The 19,926-nt window shown below is 55.6% G+C and carries 15 protein-coding genes; 9 read left to right on the top strand and 6 right to left on the bottom strand.

The features are described from left to right. Positions 1–151 precede the first annotated feature (151 nt). The gene (locus Pla52o_RS20545; RefSeq protein WP_146596505.1) at positions 152–1,342 is read left to right on the top strand and encodes a DUF6985 domain-containing protein; all 1,191 of its coding nucleotides are present in this window, start codon (positions 152–154) and stop codon (positions 1,340–1,342) included. Between the two features lie 54 nt (positions 1,343–1,396). On the opposite strand, the gene Pla52o_RS20550 is transcribed toward Pla52o_RS20545, so the two are convergent. Both Pla52o_RS20550 and hemB read right to left on the bottom strand, forming a co-directional pair. Then, positions 1,397–2,095 (bottom strand): class I SAM-dependent methyltransferase, encoded by a 699-nt coding sequence (locus tag Pla52o_RS20550; protein ID WP_231612509.1) that lies wholly within the window; start codon positions 2,093–2,095, stop codon positions 1,397–1,399. 26 nt (positions 2,096–2,121) lie between these two features. Continuing rightward, positions 2,122–3,126, bottom strand: a complete 1,005-nt coding sequence (gene hemB, locus Pla52o_RS20555) for a porphobilinogen synthase (protein ID WP_231612510.1) — start codon at positions 3,124–3,126, stop codon at positions 2,122–2,124. 336 nt (positions 3,127–3,462) lie between these two features. Between hemB and Pla52o_RS20560 the strand changes: the two genes are divergently transcribed. From Pla52o_RS20560 to ribH, 7 genes are all read left to right on the top strand, one after another. Beyond that, positions 3,463–4,992, top strand: a complete 1,530-nt coding sequence (locus Pla52o_RS20560; RefSeq protein ID WP_231612511.1) for a family 16 glycoside hydrolase — start codon at positions 3,463–3,465, stop codon at positions 4,990–4,992. Positions 4,993–5,398: 406 nt separating this feature from the next. Continuing rightward, the gene (gene dnaG / locus Pla52o_RS20565) at positions 5,399–7,627 is read left to right on the top strand and encodes a DNA primase (protein ID WP_231612512.1); all 2,229 of its coding nucleotides are present in this window, start codon (positions 5,399–5,401) and stop codon (positions 7,625–7,627) included. A gap of 299 nt (positions 7,628–7,926) precedes the next feature. Continuing rightward, positions 7,927–9,582, top strand: a complete 1,656-nt coding sequence (locus tag Pla52o_RS20570) for a sigma-70 family RNA polymerase sigma factor (RefSeq protein WP_146596507.1) — start codon at positions 7,927–7,929, stop codon at positions 9,580–9,582. 256 nt (positions 9,583–9,838) lie between these two features. Further along, the gene (locus Pla52o_RS20575; protein ID WP_146596508.1) at positions 9,839–10,573 is read left to right on the top strand and encodes a zinc ribbon domain-containing protein; all 735 of its coding nucleotides are present in this window, start codon (positions 9,839–9,841) and stop codon (positions 10,571–10,573) included. A gap of 259 nt (positions 10,574–10,832) precedes the next feature. Further along, positions 10,833–11,483 (top strand): dephospho-CoA kinase, encoded by a 651-nt coding sequence (gene coaE, locus Pla52o_RS20580; RefSeq protein WP_146596509.1) that lies wholly within the window; start codon positions 10,833–10,835, stop codon positions 11,481–11,483. Between the two features lie 184 nt (positions 11,484–11,667). Then, on the top strand, positions 11,668–13,179 hold the full coding sequence (rho, locus tag Pla52o_RS20585) for a transcription termination factor Rho (RefSeq protein ID WP_449289962.1): 1,512 nt from the start codon (positions 11,668–11,670) through the stop codon (positions 13,177–13,179). Further along, complete coding sequence (ribH, locus tag Pla52o_RS20590) at positions 13,169–13,636, top strand: 6,7-dimethyl-8-ribityllumazine synthase (protein ID WP_146596510.1); 468 nt, start codon at positions 13,169–13,171, stop codon at positions 13,634–13,636. Before rho ends, ribH begins: the two co-directional genes overlap by 11 nt. 34 nt (positions 13,637–13,670) lie before the next feature. Here ribH and Pla52o_RS20595 read toward each other — a convergent pair whose 3' ends face one another. The 3 genes from Pla52o_RS20595 to Pla52o_RS20605 all read right to left on the bottom strand — a co-directional run bounded on the left by Pla52o_RS20595 (position 13,671) and on the right by Pla52o_RS20605 (position 17,195). Next, entirely contained in the window at positions 13,671–15,230 is a 1,560-nt protein-coding gene (locus Pla52o_RS20595) for a sulfatase (RefSeq protein ID WP_231612513.1), read from the bottom strand. Positions 15,231–15,291: 61 nt separating this feature from the next. After that, positions 15,292–16,626 carry a histidine--tRNA ligase gene (gene hisS, locus Pla52o_RS20600; protein WP_146596512.1) on the bottom strand — a complete coding sequence of 445 codons (1,335 nt, stop codon included), beginning with the start codon at positions 16,624–16,626 and terminating at the stop codon, positions 15,292–15,294. Positions 16,627–16,724: 98 nt separating this feature from the next. Beyond that, positions 16,725–17,195, bottom strand: coding sequence for a YkgJ family cysteine cluster protein (locus tag Pla52o_RS20605; protein ID WP_231612514.1), 471 nt, complete (start codon positions 17,193–17,195; stop codon positions 16,725–16,727). A gap of 162 nt (positions 17,196–17,357) precedes the next feature. Between Pla52o_RS20605 and Pla52o_RS20610 the strand changes: the two genes are divergently transcribed. Next, entirely contained in the window at positions 17,358–18,215 is an 858-nt protein-coding gene (locus Pla52o_RS20610; RefSeq protein WP_146596514.1) for a formyltetrahydrofolate deformylase, read from the top strand. A 547-nt stretch (positions 18,216–18,762) separates the two neighbouring features. Here Pla52o_RS20610 and msrA read toward each other — a convergent pair. Next, positions 18,763–19,485, bottom strand: a complete 723-nt coding sequence (gene msrA, locus Pla52o_RS20615) for a peptide-methionine (S)-S-oxide reductase MsrA (RefSeq protein ID WP_146596515.1) — start codon at positions 19,483–19,485, stop codon at positions 18,763–18,765. Between the last annotated feature and the right edge of the window lie 441 nt (positions 19,486–19,926).

Raw genomic sequence — 19,926 nt, forward strand, 5'->3', positions numbered from 1 at the left:
GAAATGAGGGTTGCCTTTTGAGTTGCATGAAACTTTTGTGTTGCATGAAAGCGGTGCTCCCCATCAACGTCGCCTCACGCCTCACGCCTCACGCCTCACGATCTCGTGGGCGTTGTCCAATTTGTACTTCCATCGCTGTCAGAAACCGTAGATGAAAAAAACGATCCAAATCGAAGGTCTCTCGTTCACTCGTGGTGAGGATGGGGATGGCTGGTGTTGTGAAACGAGCCTGAACGGCTGGAACGGTCCCGAGAAGCCTTGCGATGTGGTGATCGAGATCGACACGGACGACGAGTTTTCCTGGGCGGCGTCGGACGTCGAGCGACAACCGACCGAGGCTCAGGTCGCGGCCGTGAAATTTTTGCTGGAAAATCAGTCGCGAATCATCGAGCGAGTGCTTGATGCGTCGTTGTGTTGGGCGCGTTATTTCATGCAAAACAACGAAGATTGGTTCGACGACGATGATGCCATCGAAAGTCTTGCGGATCTGCGCGACAACTTGGGGGGACTCGATATTTTGGTCCGTCCGCAAGCCGTTGATGGATTTGCCTGGATCGGCTTCAGTACCGACTGCGAATGGGACGAAGAGCACGGGCTTGGTATCGCGGTTTGGAAAGACATCGTGATCGATGTCGGGCAGGCTGATGTTTCGTTTTCAACGCCTTGTGGCGGATTTGACGAAGTGTTGCCCGTCGAAGAAAAGGAGATTCGTGAACATCTTTTGAGTTCGCTTGAAGAGCAGGAGCAGCAAGCCGAAGCGGCATACCTCGCGTCGCTTCCCGACAGCGTCAAGTTGGTCCATGCGATTTGTATCGGGGATGGCGACGAAGTGCAGCGGCTGAAGCAGGGCGGTGCCAAGGTCAGCGAGGTTCCCGCACAGTTTCCCGCACCCATCTTTATGGCGATTCAGTCGCAAGACCCCACGGTGGTTGCAGCAATCATCGACGAAGGGGCGTCGTTGTCGGTCAAAAACGAAGAGGGCCAGACGCCGGTCGAATTCGCAGAACAAATGGTGGAAAACTTCAAAATCACGGCGCGGATGCAAGCCGGGGATACCGATGCGATCAACGCCATGCTGGGCGGTTTGTTGGGTGGGGACAGCAGTGATCCGCTGCAATCGATCCAAGACACGCTCGATGAAATCCGTGGTCTCGGAGGTGAGTTTGCCGAAGCCGCCCAGGACATGGGTGAGTTGTTTGACGCATTGACCGGCGAATTGCCGTCCAGGGTTGACGGGGGACCGGCGCCGCGGGACGCATCGCATGATGATCCTCGGCAAGCCACGCTCGATACGCTTGAGCAATGGCAGCAAATTTTAAAAACGCTGAAGCAGTCAACGTAATTCGCGGCACGCGTAATGGGATAACCAAGCGTCGTGCGGTGAAGCTCGGTTGCGTTAGCGGGCGTCGGTTAGCTGCATGATGCGAATTGGATGCTCGGGATCGTCGGCCAATTCAATCTTGTGCTCGGTGTAAAGCCAATCGTGTTTTTGGATCCATTCGCGGAATTCATTCGCGATAAAACGGTAGGGATCGCTCAACAGTACCTGGCCACCGGGGGCGAGGTGTTGACGCAAGCAAACGTCGAGCTCGGGCCACAATTGACGCAGGTACGTCACGTCCGAGCCCAAAATGATCGGAAAGGATTGGTCTTCGATCTTGTCGATTCCGAATCGCAATCGTTGGATGGTGCATTGGTCTCGTTGTTCCCACACACTCATCCGGACAAGCAGCAAAGGGTCGTCAACGCCATCGGTTAGTGTGACTTGGGCACCTCGCAGCATCGCAGCGATTCCCGCATGTCCCGTGCCGCAACCCAGTTCAAGCACCGGAGTGTCTTTGATCTCCACTTGATCGAGGAAGCGGTCGAGCCCCGCAGCGGCTCGCCACGTGGTAGCCCAGAACGGGTCGATGACACCCTCTTCCCCCGCATCTTGACGCTCGCATGCGTCGATCAACATGGCATCGGGATCCGATGCAACGGCGAGTTTAAAAGGCTGGTCGGCAATGGAAATCTCGTCCCATTTCCAAGCAAATTTTTCGCTTACCGCTGAGGTCAATTGGTCGAGTGTCGTGTTTTCGAGATCGGAATTCATGATCATGTTATCGCGGGAATATGGCATTACGGTTGGAGCAGGCGTGCGGCTTCTTCGGCAAAGTAGGTCAGGACTCCATCGGCACCGGCGCGTTTGAACGCCAGCAAGCTTTCGAGAATCACTTTGTCACGATCGAGCCAGCCATGATTAGCGGCCGCGGAAAGCATCGCATACTCGCCACTGACTTGGTACGCGAACGTGGGAACGCCGAACGTTGACTTGACGCGATAGACAATGTCGAGATACGGCATGCCCGGCTTGACCATCACGGTGTCGGCGCCTTCGGCCAAATCGAGGGCCACTTCGTGCAGGGCTTCGTCGCTTTGGGCAGGGTCTTGTTGATAGGTGTTCTTGCTGGCCGTGCCAAGATTTCCCGACGAGCCAACGGCATCGCGAAACGGGCCATAGAACGCACTGGCGTACTTGGCTGCGTACGACATGATTTGCACGTTGGTCTTGCCCGCGCTTTCGAGCGTGTCGCGAATCGCTTTGATGCGGCCGTCCATCATGTCGCTCGGAGCAATGATGTCGCATCCCGCTTCGGCTTGCACCCGCGATTGTTGACACAAGACTTCGACTGTTTCGTCGTTGATCACGTAGGAATCACGCACCAACCCGTCTTGCCCATGACTGCTGTAGGGATCCAACGCAACGTCGCACAACACGCCGAGTGCATCGCCCGCTTCTTGCTTGATCTTGCGCACGGCCCGGCAAACCAAGTTGTCTGGATTGGTGGCCTCCGCCGCATCGGGCGTCTTGAGGTCACTGGGGGTGGCGGGAAAAATCGCGATCACGGGAATGCCCAAGCGGCACGCCGACTCCACCGTGGCGGGGATTTGATCCAGTCCGATGCGGTCGACACCGGGCAAGCTCTCAACGGGTTGGCGACCCTTGCCGTCAAACACGAAAATGGGCCAAATCAAGTCGTCGACGCTCAAATGGTTCTCGGCGACCAGTCGTCGCGACCAATCGTGACGGCGGACTCGGCGCATGCGGGTGGCAGGAAAATTGGCGCGTGAAAACTGGCTCATTTCGTGCAAGACTTTCTCGGGGACGGTTCGTTCGCAGAATCGGGGGTTTCTCGGGGACTCCGCTAGAATCGCATCGCAAAGGGAGTCGCGTCGCATCGGGGGGCGTATCCGATCAAGGGACCTATCTTAGGCAACCACCGCGGGTTGATATATCCCCAGCCGGATCGGGATACTCTCGCTTCCCCTCTTGAGAGCCTCGGGAGCCAAGTTCTTGATACAATGGGAAACCCTGTTAGGGCTCCGCGGACGAGCCCGCTTCGTGCCGATGGCCCGCTTCGTCCTGTTGTCCTGGGGGGGCCCGGAAACTCACTCTCCCGCACTTTCGAATGGAACCTGATGCGAATGATCCCCCGAAAACCGTTCTTTCAACGACTGCTGGTTTGTCTTGCGTTGGTGGCGAGTTTTGCTTCGCAGGCGTCTGCCGAAGAAAATTCGAAGATCCTTTCGGTCTTGTTGGTCGACGGTCAAAATAACCATCGCTGGCAAGAGACGACTCCGTTGATCAAGCAATCGCTTGAGGATTGTGGACGTTTCAAGGTCGATGTCGCCACGACGCCTGCGAAGGGGGAAGACATGAGCACGTTTGCTCCCAAATTCTCGGACTATGACGTCGTCGTGTCCAACTATAACGGCGAACCTTGGAGCGAATCGACGCAGCAAGCATTTGAAGATTACGTGGCCGGTGGCGGCGGTTTTGCCTGTGTCCACGCGGCCGATAATGCCTTTCCAAAATGGCCCGCCTATAACCGGATGATCGGGCTCGGCGGTTGGGGGGGACGCAACGAGAGCGATGGCCCGTATGTGCGTTGGAAAGAAGATCTGAAGCGGTTTACCCGTGATACCGCGCCGGGGGCCGGGGGCGCTCACGGAAAACGAGTTCCCTTTGTTGTCGTCGTGCGTGATGCCGAGCATCCGATCACCCGTGGCTTGCCCGGTTCGTTTATGCAAACCGAAGACGAGTTGTACGCAAAATTGCGCGGCCCCGCGGAGAACATGAACATTTTGGCGACCGGGTTTAGCACCAAAGAATCAGGCGGCACCGGCGAACACGAGCCGCTCTTGATGACGATCCAATTTGGTAAAGGACGCGTTTTTCATACCACCCTGGGGCATGACGCGAATGCGATCAAAGGACTTGCGTTTCAAGTCACCCTGCAACGTGGCACCGAGTGGGCCGCCACGGGCGACGTCACGCTGCCCGCGGTGGATGAGCAGACGCTTACCGCGGACCAGCCCGCACTGCGTGTTCCCGGAGTGACACGCGAGATTTCTTGGAACACGATTCCTGACATTGATGGCAAAGGTTGGGTTTCCTTGTTTAATGGCAAGGATACCAAGGGCTGGACCCAGAAAAACGGCACCGCAACCTATCGTGTTGAAAACGGGGCGGTGGTCGGAACCACGTCCGAAGGGAGTCCCAACTCGTTCCTCTGTACGAACGAGTCCTTTGGCGATTTTGAGTTGACCTTTGAAGTGAACGTTGACACCGGTTTGAACAGCGGAGTGCAAATCCGCTCGCTGAGCACCAAAGAATACAAAAACGGTCGGGTTCATGGTCCCCAAGTGGAGATCGAGTCGGCACCTGGTGAATCGGGGTATCTGTATAGTGAAGGTACGGGGCGCGGTTGGATCACCAAAGAGCAGCCCATCAAAGATGTGTACCAGAACGATCGTTGGAATCGTTTTGTGGTTCGAGCGGTGGGAGAGCGGGTTCAGACTTGGGTCAACGGCACAAAAATCGCCGATTTTTCCGACGCGGAATCGAGCAAAGAGGGCTTTGTTGGCCTGCAGGTGCACGGGATCGGCAAGGGGACCGGGCCTTTTCAAGTCCGTTGGAAAGATATTCGCGTGCGAATCGTGGAGTAAGGGGCGGTATCGCGCAGGTTGACGCGGTGAAAAAGACCAGGGAAACGGGGATTTTGGCTCAAGAAAATTGAGCTTGACGCCGACAGGCCGGTTTCCCACAATCCCTGGTCGCTCGTGAACGATGGCGGGGTTTGCCTGTTTTGATACAGAAACATCCCCCCCCTTCGTTGCGTTGCAATGGATTGCGTGATCGAAATTTGCCCGCTGCCTGTCCCCCATGGCTGGCGAAATCAGTGGTTCACCTGGTAGGTGCTTGCTGAGATGGGTCGACCGATCGGATACGTTTCGCCTGCTTGAATAGGCGAGATACCCAAGGAAGGGGTCCGCACCGAAATGGTTTCGGGATGTCGTGGCTTTCTTGTAGGGTGTCTTGTCACCAAGTGGTTCCTTTAACGGGAGTTGTCGCTTGTCCCTTCCTGTGGACTTCGACCTGAAAGAGCGAGTGCGCGCAAGCGTCGACATTGTCGACGTCGTCGGCCAGACGCTGGAGTTGCATCCGGCGGGTCGCAATATGGTTGCACGTTGTCCGTGGCACAACGATCGGCGACCCTCTTTGACCGTGAATCCCGAACGCCAGACATGGAAGTGCTGGGTTTGTGATATTGGTGGCGATATTTTTAGTTACGTGATGCAGCGTGACGGTCTGGATTTCCCATCGGCACTTCGAGTGTTAGCCGAACAGGCGGGGATCCCGATCGATGAGTTGCGCGGCGGCAAGAAGACCGAGCCGGGCAGCCCCGACGATAAACCGACTTTGTTCGCGGCGATGAAGTTGGTGGCGGATGCCTACTTCACGCAGCTCGAAAGTGGAACGAGCGACGATGCAAAGATCGCCCGAGATTACTTGGCCTCGCGCGGTATCGACGAAGAGAATCGCAAGCGTTTTCGCATCGGGTTTTCACCGGAGTCATGGAACTTCGCCGTCGATCTGCTACGCCAGCACGATTTCAGTGCAGAAGTTGCCGAAGCGGCGGGATTGGCGATCAAGCGAAACAGTGGCGAGGGCCATTACGATCGCTTTCGTGGTCGCTTGATGTTCCCGATTCATGATTTGCAAGATCGCCCCATTTCGTTAGGAGGGCGTTTGATTCCCGCAATCGCCCAGCGGCGTGGGAAAGACGCTGCGGGGGCAAAGTACATCAATGGCCCCGAAACCATGTTGTTTCGGAAATCGCACCAGCTCTATAACTTGCAACTCGCCCGTGAAGCGATTCGCCGCGGCGGTGACGCCTTGGTGATGGAAGGCTACACCGATGTCGTCGCCGCACGACAAGCGGGCGTTGAATCGGCGGTGGCCGTGCTGGGGACCGCGTTGGGGGAAGATCATATTCGCTTGTTAAAGCGGTTCGCCAAACGAGTCGTCTTGATTCTCGATGGAGATACCGCAGGCCAAACTCGCGCGGATCAAGTGCTTGAGTTGTTCGTGCGTGCCGATGTGGACATGCGTGTTTTGACTTTGCCCGATGGAAGTGATCCAGCCGATTTTTTGGCGTCGCAAGGGCGTGCTGCTTTCGATGCCTTGGTGGCCAGTGCACCTGATGCGTTGCAGCACAAACTCAATCGTTTGACCGATGGCGTCGATGTCACCCATGACACGCACAAGGTGACCCATGCGATCGAAGTATTGTTGGCGATCATTGCCCAAGCGCCACGCGGTACGAGCTTAAAAATTGACCAGCTGATCTTGCGCATGTCGCGAACGTTTGGCTTGCCATTGGAGCGGTTGAACGAACGGCTTGAAGAAGTTCGCAAGGCACACGCAAAGGCGATCGCGAAACGCCGCGACTCACGACCTCGCGGAACAGGCCAGGGAGTGGCGGTTTCAAAACGAACCGGGGCACCGGGGGCGACTCCGCAAAGGTCGGGCGGATCGGGGGCGGGCGGATCACGGTCGGACGCACCTCAATCGGGATCGAATCCAGCGGCGCCCGCAGGCCCCGCTACAACACCGTCGGGGCCCGCGTCGAACCAAGACTTTGCGCCGACGCCATCGTTTGACCCTAATCATGCGTTTGCCGAATCGGCTGAATTTGATGGTGATTTTACTGGGGATTTCGGCGGCTACGATGATTTCGGCGGCTACGAGGACGTTGGCGGCCCGGCGAGTTTCCGCAGTCAACCTGGGGCTCGCCGCAACGCTGGTTCTTCGGGGGCATCCGATGGTCGATCCTCCCAGCCGAATCGGCCTGAGCCGCTTAACGGAATCGATCGCGAGTTGTTCGAGACCTTGATTGAGTCGCCTGAACTCGCCGCGATGGCGGTCGAATCGATCGACCCCGATTGGCTCGATTCCAGTACAGCAAAAATGTTGTTGTCGGCCTACCAAGATTTAGATTTCGAAGGTCGGGATTTGACGCTCGAGTCGTTGTTGTCGATCCTCGAAAACGAAATGTTGAAGGAACAAGTGAGTGCACTCGAGCAACGTGTGCGTCGTCGTGAAGGTCAGTCCACCCAAACGACAGCAGAACGTTACGCTGGAGTTGTTTTGCGTTACCGTGAGCGAGAATTTTCGGCAGAAAAAACGCGGCAAATCGCAAAACTCGCTTCTTCGGGATTGGCAGAAGACGAAGAGGAGGCTCTATTGAAAGAGCTGTTTGACGCGGAGCGAGCACGTCACGAAATCAAGAAGAGCTGAGCCAAAAATGCTAGCTTTTACCACCCTATCACCGAGCCAAAAGATTTTAACGCGATAGCTGTTTCCAAGTCATTTAAGGAGTCACAGACACCCGCTCAAAGCTGTTCAAGACTGTCTCGATTCAATCGTTCAAGACGGTCCCGATTCAACATGCCGCACTGTTGATGCCTTCTTCAAAGGCTCCCGCCAACGGTGACTGATCAGAGGAGCTGATCACGTGCATGTTGTGTGAAATAGGAATTTTCAATCGACCCAGACGCCAGGATTCGGCGTTTTAAAGAAAAACATGAGGTTTTCAGATGCAATTGATGGACCAAGATCTTTCTCAGCTTATCGCTCGTGGAACCAAGGATGGATTCCTAACCTACGACGAAGTCAATGCTTACCTACCGGACGAAGACGTGAATCCGGAAAAGCTCGATCGCTTGATGTTGGCGATTGAGCGTCACGGCATCCAATTGGTCGAAAAGGCGGAAAAGAAAGCGATCGTTGCATCGGGGCGAACCCCCGAGCCACGCGTCAGCGAGATGCGGTTTAGTGACGACGACGCACCGTTGGTTTCGGCGGAATTGCCCAAGGCGAGTGATGATCCCATTCGCATGTATCTGAGTCAGATGGCGGAGATCCCGTTGCTCACTCGCGAGCAAGAGATTTCGCTTGCTAAGAAAATTGAAATCACGCGTCGTCAGTACCGACGGATGTTGTTGGAATCGGACTACGCCCTTCGTAGCACGGTGGAAACACTGCATCGAGTTCACAATGGCGAATTGCCCTTTGATCGTACGATCAAGGTTTCATTGACCGAGCGATTGACCAAAGAGCAGATCAGTGCTCGCATGCCTCACAACCTGCGAACGATCGATGTTTTGATCTCGCAGAGCAAGTCGGACTTCGAGCAACTGGTACGCAAGAGTGTTTCGCCTCGTTTGAAGGCGGAGATTCGTCGTCGTTTCATTCGTAATCGACGCAAATGCTTGCAGCTCGTCGAAGAGCTTTCGCTAAGAAGTCGTCGCGTGGTGCCATTGTTGGGCCAGCTTGAAAAGATCTCGGCACGGATGACGTTCATTCGCGATCGATTGTCGAACTTGGGTGAGGATGCGATGAGCCGCGACGAAGCGGCGGATCTGAAGCAAGAGCTACGTGAGTTGATGTTCGTGACTCAAGAGAGTCCTGAGAGTCTTCGCAACCGTATGGCCAAGGCACGTCGTCACTTCGATGAATACGAAGCGACCAAGCGTCAACTCAGCAGCGGTAATCTTCGCTTGGTCGTTTCGATCGCCAAAAAGTATCGCAATCGTGGTTTGTCGTTCTTGGATTTGATCCAAGAGGGTAACACTGGGTTGATGCGGGCGGTTGATAAGTATGAGTATCGTCGTGGGTTCAAGTTCAGCACGTATGCAACGTGGTGGATTCGTCAAGCGATCACGCGAGCGATCGCAGACCAAGCCCGCACGATCCGTATCCCCGTGCACATGATCGACGTGTTGAGCAAGCTGCGGCAAACACAGAAGCGTCTGACACAAGATTTGCGTCGTGAACCGACCTATGAAGAGATTGCCTTGGCAACCGAAGTGCCATTGGAAGAAGTGCGCCGCGTGATGGACATCGGTCGGCATCCTGTCAGTTTGGATCGTCCGGTTGGCGAAGGGGAAGACAGTAGCTTCGGCGAGTTCATTCAAGGCAGTGATGACGACAATCCCGTGCGAGCGGCCGCCGGAGGCATTCTGCGTAGCAAGATCGACGAATTGTTAAAAACGTTGACCTTCCGCGAGCGAGAAATCATCCGCCTGCGTTATGGTTTGGTGGATGGCTACAGCTACACGCTCGAAGAGTGTGGCCGGATTTTCAAGGTCACTCGAGAACGCGTTCGCCAGATTGAGGCCAAGGCGGTTGCGAAACTGCAAAGTCCTTCGCGAGCGGATCGCTTGAGCGAGTTCTTGAAAACCGCTGCCTAGTCGCACGGCGTCAACCCGCTCTGCCCCGTAGCTCATCCCGGGGTTCCTAGCTTTAAACGACGGACATCAAGGTCCGTCGTTTTTTTTTGATGCTTCAGCGCTCCTGAGCGAGTCGATGAGAGGCTCGCGGCCACGGCCGGGGGCACGGCCCCGGTGGCACCGATGCGGTCGTTCCGGTGGTGTCGGATCGCACTCCAAAGCGATATGCTAACGGGGGTTCGCTCTTCTTGCTTCGGTTCTCACGGGTCTTGTCGTTATGTCTACTGGTTCGAACATCGAAATCAGCGCCCCATTGCTTCGCACGCTTCACCGGATTCACCGTCAATTGACGGATTTGCGTGGCCGGATTTCGCGGGGACCTCGCCAAATCAAGGCTGGCGAAGCGATGGTGCTTAAGGTCCAAACGGACATGGATGATCTGCAGCAGAAACTCAAAAAGGCGAAGATTGCTTCGGACGAAAAACAGCTTCAGCTGCGGTCGCGCGAGGCCCGGATCGAGGAAATTAAAGTCAAGTTGAACACCGCGTCGAGCAATCGAGAATTCACGACGTGGAAGGAACAGATCGCGGCGGACGAGCAGGCCAATAGTGTGCTCAGTGACGAAATTCTCGAAGGGCTCGAGTCTCTCGATGAACTCGAAGCCGAGTTGAAGGCCCTCAAGTCCGAGCTGGAAAAGCAGGAATCAGAGCACGAGCAACGGGTGCAAGAGGTGCAAGCGAAGATGGAGTCGCTGCGTGGTGAGTTGGCACGAGTCGAAAACGAGCTCGTCGAAACCGAAAAGCAGATTCCCAGTGCGGTGCGAGCCGATTATGACCGGCTAACAAAGTCCAAAGGCGAAGAAGCATTGGCGCCGATCGACGGCGATTCGTGTGGTGGTTGCTATCAAACGCTGACGACCCAGGTGATGAGCCAATTGCAGCTATCGCGACTGGTTCGTTGTCCTAACTGTAACGCGTTCTTGTACTTACCTGAAAATCGCCGCGTAACCTAGTTACCATCCATGCACCGATGGCCCAGGGGGCATGCTCTTCCGGCGAGGGGGACGTTTCCGTTGCGCGGGCGGGTGAGAGTGCGTCTCACGGAGCAGTCCCAATGGAGCGAGGATTTTTCTGTTAGTGGGGCGGTTGGCGGGAGGAAATTAAAAAAATGCAAATTTTTTTTGTCCGATTCCTGTGCCGGTATCACCCTCGTTTTCGCCGTCGCGCAAGGGTTGAAGGCGGTTTTTACCTCCATTTTTGAGTGAATTTCGCATGCACATCGTTGGTATTGTGGGAGCTCCGGCGGGAGGGAAATCAACCGTTGCCCGCTATCTACAGGAGCTCGGGGCGACCTGGGTCAATGCGGACCTAATCGCTCGCGAGGTGCTCAATCGACCGCAGGTGGTGGCGAAGTTGGCGGAGCGATTTGGCGCCGAGATTGTCGATCATGAGGGGCAAATCAACCGATTGCGACTGGCTGCGTTGGTTTTCGGGGATGACGATGCGAGTCGCGCCGCATTAAACTATTTGGAGTCACTGACCCATCCGTCGACTCGCAACGAAATCCAAGAACAAATCCGGCAATCGGAGGCCCAGGGCGTCCGAGTTTTGGTTCTCGATGTTCCGCTTCTATTCGAATCCAAGTGGGATCGAGCTTGTGACGAGATCTGGTGCGTCGATTCGCCGTGGGCAGATCGGCTCAAACGAGCGGAGGAGCGGGGTTGGGATGCAGCTCAGCTCTCCAAACGCGAATCCAACCAACTTTCGATAGAAGAAAAACGTAGGCTTAGCCACCGCGTGATCTACAATGATGGATCCCTCAGCGATCTCCACGAGCAAGTTCGGTTGATCTACAGTAAGATAAATGATTGCAGTGGAGAGTCTTCCGAGGATTCACACGGTCGTGGTCTGGGGAATTCCTGAATCCGCCCTGAATCCGCCCTGAATCCGCCCTGAATCCGCCCTGAATCCGCCCTGCGTCTGAGTTCACTTTTCCCGCCTCAACGTCACTTCTGCTAACTCTTTTCCTTGCGACCTTTCCCCTTCCTTCCACCCTCTTTTCCTACCTTCCTTCCTGCTCATCCCGCGTGAGCGCGGTCTAATCATCATGCAATCCAATCGGCCATCTCGTGATCGCGATAATCGCGGCTCTAACGACAATAAGGGTCCGCGCGAGTATCGAAATTATCGGCAGCAAAACCATCGTCCTCGGCATCCCGATAAGGAGGTCGATCAGCGTATTCGGGAACTGGATGCGGAGCGCGATCCGCTCTCGTTGCCCGAGGAAATCGTTAGCGAAGCGAACAAGAGTGGCGAGAAGGTAGGGATCCCAAGCGGCGAACAAGATGCCCCTCCGTTGAACATCGCTCAGTTGCAACAGATGCCTTACGAGGCGCTGACTGCGATGGCCGAAGCCGGAGGGATCGCCGAGGTCAGCGGCGGAGGAAAGCAGGAGCTGATCTTTTCGATCCTGAAGCATCGAATGAAGGTCAACGGATTGATGTTCGGTGAAGGAACGCTGGAGATCTTGCCCGATGGGTTTGGCTTCTTACGAAGTGCGCAATACCACTACGTTTCCTGTCCTGACGACATTTATGTTTCACCGAGCCAGATCCGTCGATTTGGGTTGCAGACGGGCAGTCACGTCGCGGGGCAAATTCGTCCTCCCAAGGAAAACGAACGTTACTTTGCCTTGCTGCGAATCGAAGCGATCAATCGTCGTGATCCGATGACGCGGCAAGCTCAAATTCCGTTTGATGAGTTGACGCCACTGCATCCCGATCACCGCATCATGATGGAGCACAGTAGCAAAGAACTGAGTACGCGCGTCGTCGATATGTTGACTCCCGTCGGCTTTGGTCAGCGAGGTTTAATTGTCAGTCCGCCGCGAGCGGGCAAGACCATTCTGATGCAACAATTGGCACGGGCGGTGCTGAAGAATTATCCCGAAGCGTATGTCTTTGTGTTGTTGATCGACGAGCGACCCGAAGAGGTCACGGACATGGAACGCGAGGTCCGCGGTCCTCAGTGTGAGGTGATTAGCAGCACCTTTGACGAGCCTGCTCAGCGGCACATTCAAGTCGCTCAGATGGTGATCGAAAAAGCCAAGCGCATGGTCGAAGCGGGTACCGATGTGGTTATCTTCTTGGACTCGATCACGCGTTTGTCGAGGGCTCACAACAGCGAAGGGGAATCGACCGGCAAACTGCTCTCCGGAGGGTTGGATGCTGGCGCGCTGCAGAAGCCGAAGGCATTGTTCGGCTCGGCACGGAAGGTGGAGGAAGGGGGATCGCTAACGATCTTGGCCACCGCCCTTGTCGATACCGGAAGCCGAATGGACGATGTGATCTTCGAGGAATTCAAGGGAACGGGGAATTTGGAAATCGTGCTCGACCGCTCGCTGGTCGATCGCCGGATTTGGCCCGCCATCGATATCAGCCGTAGTGGCACCCGTCGTGAAGAGATGTTGATGGACCCCGAAGAATATCGCCGTATTTCAGCGATCCGCCGAGCTTTGGCTGAGCTATCGCCAGCCGACGCGATGCAAAACTTGATTTCTCAACTTGTAAAAACCCAGAATAACGCCGAATTTTTGATGAGTCTTAAGGATGTCGATTGAACTTAGTGGAGTGGACGGTCAGTTGCCTCAGGGGAAAATCGCGATCATCGCGAGCCGCTACAACGAATCGATTTGCGATTCCTTAGTCAAGGCTGCTGAAAACACGCTGTTGGAGGCTGGCTATGGCGCGGCAAGCATTGTGATCGTGCGGGTCCCCGGAGCTTGGGAATTGCCGCTCGTGGCTGCACAATTGCTGAAGCAACGTAAATGGCTTGCGGTGGTAACGCTGGGGTGCGTGATCAAGGGCGAGACGACGCATGACGAGCACATCAACCGTGCCGTCAGCGAGGCATTGATGCGGTTGTCAATCGAAACAGGTTCGCCAATTGGGTTCGGTTTGTTGACCTGCAACACGGTTGAGCAAGCGCTTCAACGCAGCGGCGGCAACGTCGGCAATAAAGGCGAAGAGGCCGCTGCCGCCGTACTGGAAATGCTCCGACTCGAGCAAAAGCTTTAAGTGCTGGGGAACATTCTGATTTTCTCTGGCTGCGTTAATCGTTGCTAATCAAGCTTCCCCACCATGTTGGATTCGGGCTCCAGTCCGGTTCCAGCATCTTGGCATGCGAACGCTCGAGTTTTTGCTTGCCCGTTGTTTGGATTTGCATGAACTTCTGTTCGGTTTTCGCGGGATCGTAGCGTGGGTCGGGTTCGGGAAACTTAGCGTTCACGCCCTGTAACCAATCGAGAAGTTGTTTTTGCATCCGCGCGGTTCTTATCGGCATGGCGAGCGAAAGATCGCTTTGCTCGGAGGGGTCATCGGCGAGGTTGTAAAGTTCGTTTCGCCCGTCCTCGTAGTAATGGATGAGTTTCCATTGTCCCAGTCGGATTAGCGAGCTCGGCTCTCCGCCTTGGTTGTCATAGTGCGGGTAGTGCCAATACAGCGGCCGCGGAGCAATGGATTCACCTTTCATTAGCGGCACCAAGCTAGTCCCACCCACGTGTTGCTGCCGCTCGAGCGGCAGGCCACACAATTCGAGCAGCGTGGGGAAGAAATCCGCTCCGGTGACCGGCGTCTCGGATGTCGATCCGGGAGTGATCCGTTGCGGATAGCGAATGTAGTACGGCTCGCGGATTCCCCCTTCCCATTGTCGTCCTTTGCCGCCCCGAAGCGGCAGGTTGCTGGTGGCGTAGGCGTCGCCCGACGAAACACCACCGTTGTCGCTGGTGAAGATCACGATCGTTGAATCACGTAGCCCTTTGCGGTCGAGCGTTGCTAGGACGTCGCCGACTGCATTGTCGAGCGACTCCATCATCCCGGCGTAGACCGGGTGATCTTGGATTTGACGAACGGGTAGGGTACGGTCGATGCGGAAACGGCTTTGCTCAGGTTTTAGCGCGGGGGCTTTGTCTCGATACTTCTTCCAAAGTGCTTGTGAAGTTTGCACCGGTGCGTGGACGCTATAGAACGACAGCATTGCAAAAAAGGGTTGGTCTCGTTCTTGCTCGATGAAATCGGAGGTCTCCTTGGCAAGTCGTTGCGGCAGCGACTCGCCTGCGGGGCCATCGTTCATTTTGGGGTTATTGAATGGAGCAAAAAAGCCTCCCGGAGGGCTGCCGGCGTGATGGCCACCCACGTTGATGTCATACCCGTGATCGGTAGGCAGCGACCCTTCACCGCCGAGGTGCCATTTCCCCGCAAAGAACGTTCGGTACCCCGCCTGACGCATTGCTTCGGCAATCGTCGTGTCTTCGGCGGGCAGCGCGTGGGCGTACTCCGCGGGTAAAAGCCGATCGTTGCGGTTCCACTTCATCCCTGACGCAGCGCCAATCCAATTGGTCACGCCATGGCGGGCGGTGAATTTACCAATCTGGATGCTGGCTCGCGATGGGCTGCAGACGCGGCTGTTTGCATAGCCGTGGGTGAATCGCATGCCATCGCGAGCGAGTTGGTCGATGTGCGGCGTCTCGTAAAACGTGCTGCCTTCGATCGAGAGATCGTGAAGACCGAGGTCGTCGACAAGGATGAACAACACATTGGGGCGGTTAACGTCGCCCGCAAATCCCAATCGAGTCGCCAGTAGCAGGCCAAGGCAAATCGCAAGTGTTCGCATGATGAATTCGCCGCAGGTTGGTGTCAGGGGCATTTCTACACAGCGGACACAAATGTAGCGTTTACTTCAGCAGTTGGCGAATTCGATCCACCAAGGTGGAGGGGGCATCGTGGCTGTACGTGATTTGTTCGGCTTGCTTTGTTTTCAGTAGCTTCAATTGGCATTGCCCTTCGTTCCACTCGTTGCCGCCGGCGATGATCGCCATTTCGAAGCCATGGTTGTCGGCGTACTTCAGCTGGGCTCCGAGCTTTTTGGCTTCGGGGTAGACTTCGGTGCCGATTCCTGCGGCTCGCAAGTTGCTGGCAAGTCGTAGGTAGTCGTCGCGATAGGCTTCGTCAAAGTAAGCAACAAAAACCGACGCGGGGGTGGAGACGGTCGGCAGCAAGTTCAATTGCTCCATCGCGGCGATCAAACGATCCAGACCAAGCGAGGCACCGATCCCAGGCAGGTGTTGTTTGGTGTACAGTTCGGCCAAGTTGTCGTAGCGTCCGCCGCTACAAACGCTACCGATGGCGGGCAGATCATCGAGCACGGTTTCAAAAATCACGCCGGTGTAGTAATCCAGCCCGCGGGCGATCGAAACGTCCAATCGTAGTCGGCGGCTGGGCACGCCCGATGCGAGCGCTCCTTCGTAAATGTTTTTAAGTCGTTCGATGCCCTGGGCCGCTTTCTCGTTGCCGCCGGTGATCTCGTGGAGTTTGGCAAAAACCGTATCTGCTTCACCGCTGCACTCGGCAAGCTGCAATACCGCCTCGGCTTGTTCGCTGTCGATCTCGGCGGTGCTGACCATTTCCTCGATCGTTTTCTCGCGACCGATTTTGGTCAATTTGTCGAGACTACGCAGCACCGGCACGCTGCGATCGGCCAAGCCGAGGTGATCGAGCAGACCGGTCAGGACGGCGCGGTTATTGATGCTGATTGTGAAGCGATCAAAACCAATCGTTTCGAGCAAGTTGTTGATGACCGCGACGGCTTCGATATCGGCCAACACGGACTCGGTTCCAATGGTGTCGAAATCGCATTGGATGAATTCGCGGTAGCGACCCGCTTGAGGGTTCTCGCCACGCCACACCGGAGCGATGTGGTAGCGTTTGAACGGTGTCCCCAGGGTGCCAATATGCTGGGCCGCAAATCGCGCCAGAGGAACGGTCAAGTCGAATCGCATTCCCACGTCGCGTTTGCCGTTGTCTTTGAAGCGATAGATCTGGCGGTCGGTCTCGTCGCTGCCCTTACCGGTTAGGATCTCCAAATGCTCCAGCGTCGGCGTGTCGATCGGTGCGAATCCGAAAGACCGAAATACCTCACGCGCCGTTTGCATGAGTTGCTCACGGGGGATCATGACCGCAGGGAGGTAATCGCGAAAACCTTTAAGTGTTCTTGGCTGGATGAGCGACATGGTTTGGATTGATTCGGATTAAGTTTGGGAGCCGTCTGTGTTCGCCAGACGGTGGTTGTAACAAAAGATTTTGTGGGAATTCGGCGCCGATGTTGCGACTACGCAATCACGGGCAACGATGTGGGGCGACGACTTCGCAACCAGTCTTGCTCCTTTCGGTCGGGCTCCGGAAATTGAGGCCCGAACATTGCGTCGGCATATTCGTCAATTTGTTCCGGAGTCTCGAAGTATTTTTCGTAGCACCAATCGTCTTCAAATTCGCATTCGTCGGTGGTGTAGTCCCGGCAAATTTGAGGGCGAGTTTCGTAGATGCCGCAGCGATAGTCGTCTTGTAAGTGTTTGCAGGTGCTGTAGACGAGCAAGTACCATGTTTCCCCCTCAACGAAGATCGTTGCCCCAGGGTGCACGAGGTACCAGCGGATGAAATCGAAATCTCGTCGATCGACCGGTTCGTCAATGGGCAAGGCAAAATAGTGGCAACATTTCGCGGTGCATTGTTCACACAGGTTGGCTCCTGCGGGAAATTGGCTGCGTCGTTTCCCGGTCGGAATTTGGATGCTGGGGCTCACTCGGGAGAATCTCCTCACGGATATGGTGTTTCGTTCTCGCTGCTCGATGCTGTAGAAACTACCAAAGCATCGATTGTTCAACAAAGCCCCTAGATTTGGTAAGGGCGTGTTTTAGGATAGTTCGGCTTTTAGCAGCCCTTGGGCTTTTGGAGAGATTAACCTGTGGAAGTTGTGATTACCGCACTGGGGCCCGATAACGTGGGTTTGGCCGATCCGATTATTCATCATGTCACCGGGCGTGGGGCTCGGATCGCCGAAATCCAGATGTACGACCACGACGAAGAGCATCTGTTCGCGATGCTGTGCCGGATCGATATTCCCGAAGCGGAATTCGATGGATTGTCCGACGCCATGCGTCAAATCGGTGAAGTGACGGGGCTTGCGATTCGTGTTTGGAGCAGTGAACGACGCGCCTCGCGGCCTCGCTTGGCGGTCTGTTGCACCTACCTTGAACACACCCCACGAGCCATTCTGCAGGCGGTCAAAGAGGGCACCATCAAAGCCGACGTCCCCGTGCTGATCTCGAATCGCAAAAAGCTCGCTCCCTTGGCCGAGGAGTTCGGGGCCGCGTTTGAGATGATTGGTGATGAGAATGGTGTTTCTGACGATGCTCAGATGGCCACGCTGCTCGACCGTTACGAAATCGACTATGTCATTTTGGCACGCTACATGCGAATCTTGCCCCCTGCGACGTGTTGGCAATTTGCCGGGGGACGAATTATCAATCTCCATCATGGATTGCTGCCCGGATTTCCAGGGTTTCGCCCTTATCATGATGCCTATGCCGCGCGGATGTTGACGTTCGGGGCAACGTGTCACTTCATTATCCCCGAACTCGATGCGGGGAACCAAACGATCAATCAACGCACCTTTTCGGTAGCCCCAGGGACCAAGCTCAACGAGGTGATCGACATCGGACAAACGGAGAACGAGCCAGCGTGTCTAACCGAAGGGGTTCGCCGCGTTGTCGATCGCGAAGTCTATTTGCATTTTCATCGCGTTGTCGCCCGCAATCGTTAAGTTAACGGGGGATTGGCTTCCAGCTTGGGTGACGCTCAGGAGGGTCTCCGTTTAGCTTGCGTCCTCGGGTTGCGGTCGGAAGTAGGGTCGTCGGTACGTAATGGAAACGCCGTCGCCTATGGCTCGTTGCTAATCACAGTGACGTTGCTGATCGTGGTGAAACGTGCGGATACGAGTTGGCATCCTGTTCCCAAACGCAGCAAGTGAAAAATGGAATTTAGGGGGGGCCGTTTGACGGCCATGTCGAGGTTGTGGAGATCTCGATGCCAAGGTTGCTCGAAGACGTTGTTTGCGTTCGTTAACGCCGAGGTGTTCCGCTCGCACGAAGGTGGTCGGCAACTCGCCACAATGATCGCGGTTCTCCAACGCGAGTGGCGACCGCCTCATCAGCTTGCAGACACATTCCAGTGCACCACCACCGTCTTGCACTTGCGATCGGCATGACGAATCGCTTGGCAAGAGGTGTCATCGCAAAATCGTAAAGGAAGTCGCGATGACTTTGGGTTGCGCGGATCGCACCTGCCGGAGGCTATTGTGCAGGGGGCTACTACTGCGCACGGTGGCTGTGATTCTCAGCAGGACGAAGCATCGACTCGGGCAGTTCGAGCGTTTTCGCTCGATCACCCCAGTGTTTTTCGATGAACGCATCGCGTCCAGACTTGTAACGGTAGAAGTCGTACTTGATCAAACTCTTGGAGTGGTAGTCCTGGTGATACGCTTCGGCAGGCCAAAACTTCTGCTCCGGTTGGACCGCGATCGCCAACTTTTTGTCGAACACATGCATGTCGTCTACCGCCTTGATGACTTTTTCAGTCACCTTCTTCTGGCGATCGTTCTGGTAGTACACCACGGGGCGGTAAGGGTGGCCGCGATCGACGAACGAGCCGTTAGGGTCGGTCGGATCGCTATGCTTAATCAACCATTCGACCAGGCCTGCGAAGTTCACCTTTGACGGATCATAAGTGATCTTAACGACTTCGATGTGTCCTCGAGCGGCATAGGTTGCATACGTCGGATTTCGCGACCTGCCACCGCTGTAGCCGGACACAACGTCCGTCACGCCAGGCAGTTTTTCAAAATCGGATTCGACGCACCAGAAACAGCCGCCACCGAGGATCGCGGTATTGTCTTCGGCGGTGCCTTCGCCTTCGCCGATGCTTTGGGTGGAAACATGCCGCATTTCTACCGGTTCATTGAGGGGCACCGGCTCGGTTTGGCAGCCCGCAAACACGAACAGCACCGCTAAGGAGACATATCTCTTCGTTTGCACAAACACTCAAGATCTCCGTTTTGACTGGGCATTCGTTTTGACTAGGCATTGGTTGTCGTCGTTGGACTGGCCAGAGTCCAGACGCAGCGCCAATCTCGATGTCCGGCGACACAGGCTACGGGAAGATGGGGCACCCAAAATGCTACCGCCGACCTGACGCTTCCGATGCCTCTCATGATCCGATGCCTCTCATGAACTGGGCGGTATCCAATGACGGGTGCAAAATCCAATAACGGGAGCAAATCTTGAGCCGGTTTTTTGGGGTCGATTGGACTTTCATGGTCCGGTGTATCGGTACGGCTGGTGAATCGGTACGCGTTTTGCGGCTTTATTCTCAATAGCGCTCGTCGCCGAACGCTTCGTCGCGATCGTCGAAATGTTTGGCGGCTTTCTCTTCAGGTTCGGCACTCGATTTGCTCAGTCGTGTGTCCACTGGTTCGA

It is taken from the genome of Novipirellula galeiformis (genome assembly GCF_007860095.1).
Lineage (GTDB): Bacteria > Planctomycetota > Planctomycetia > Pirellulales > Pirellulaceae > Novipirellula > Novipirellula galeiformis.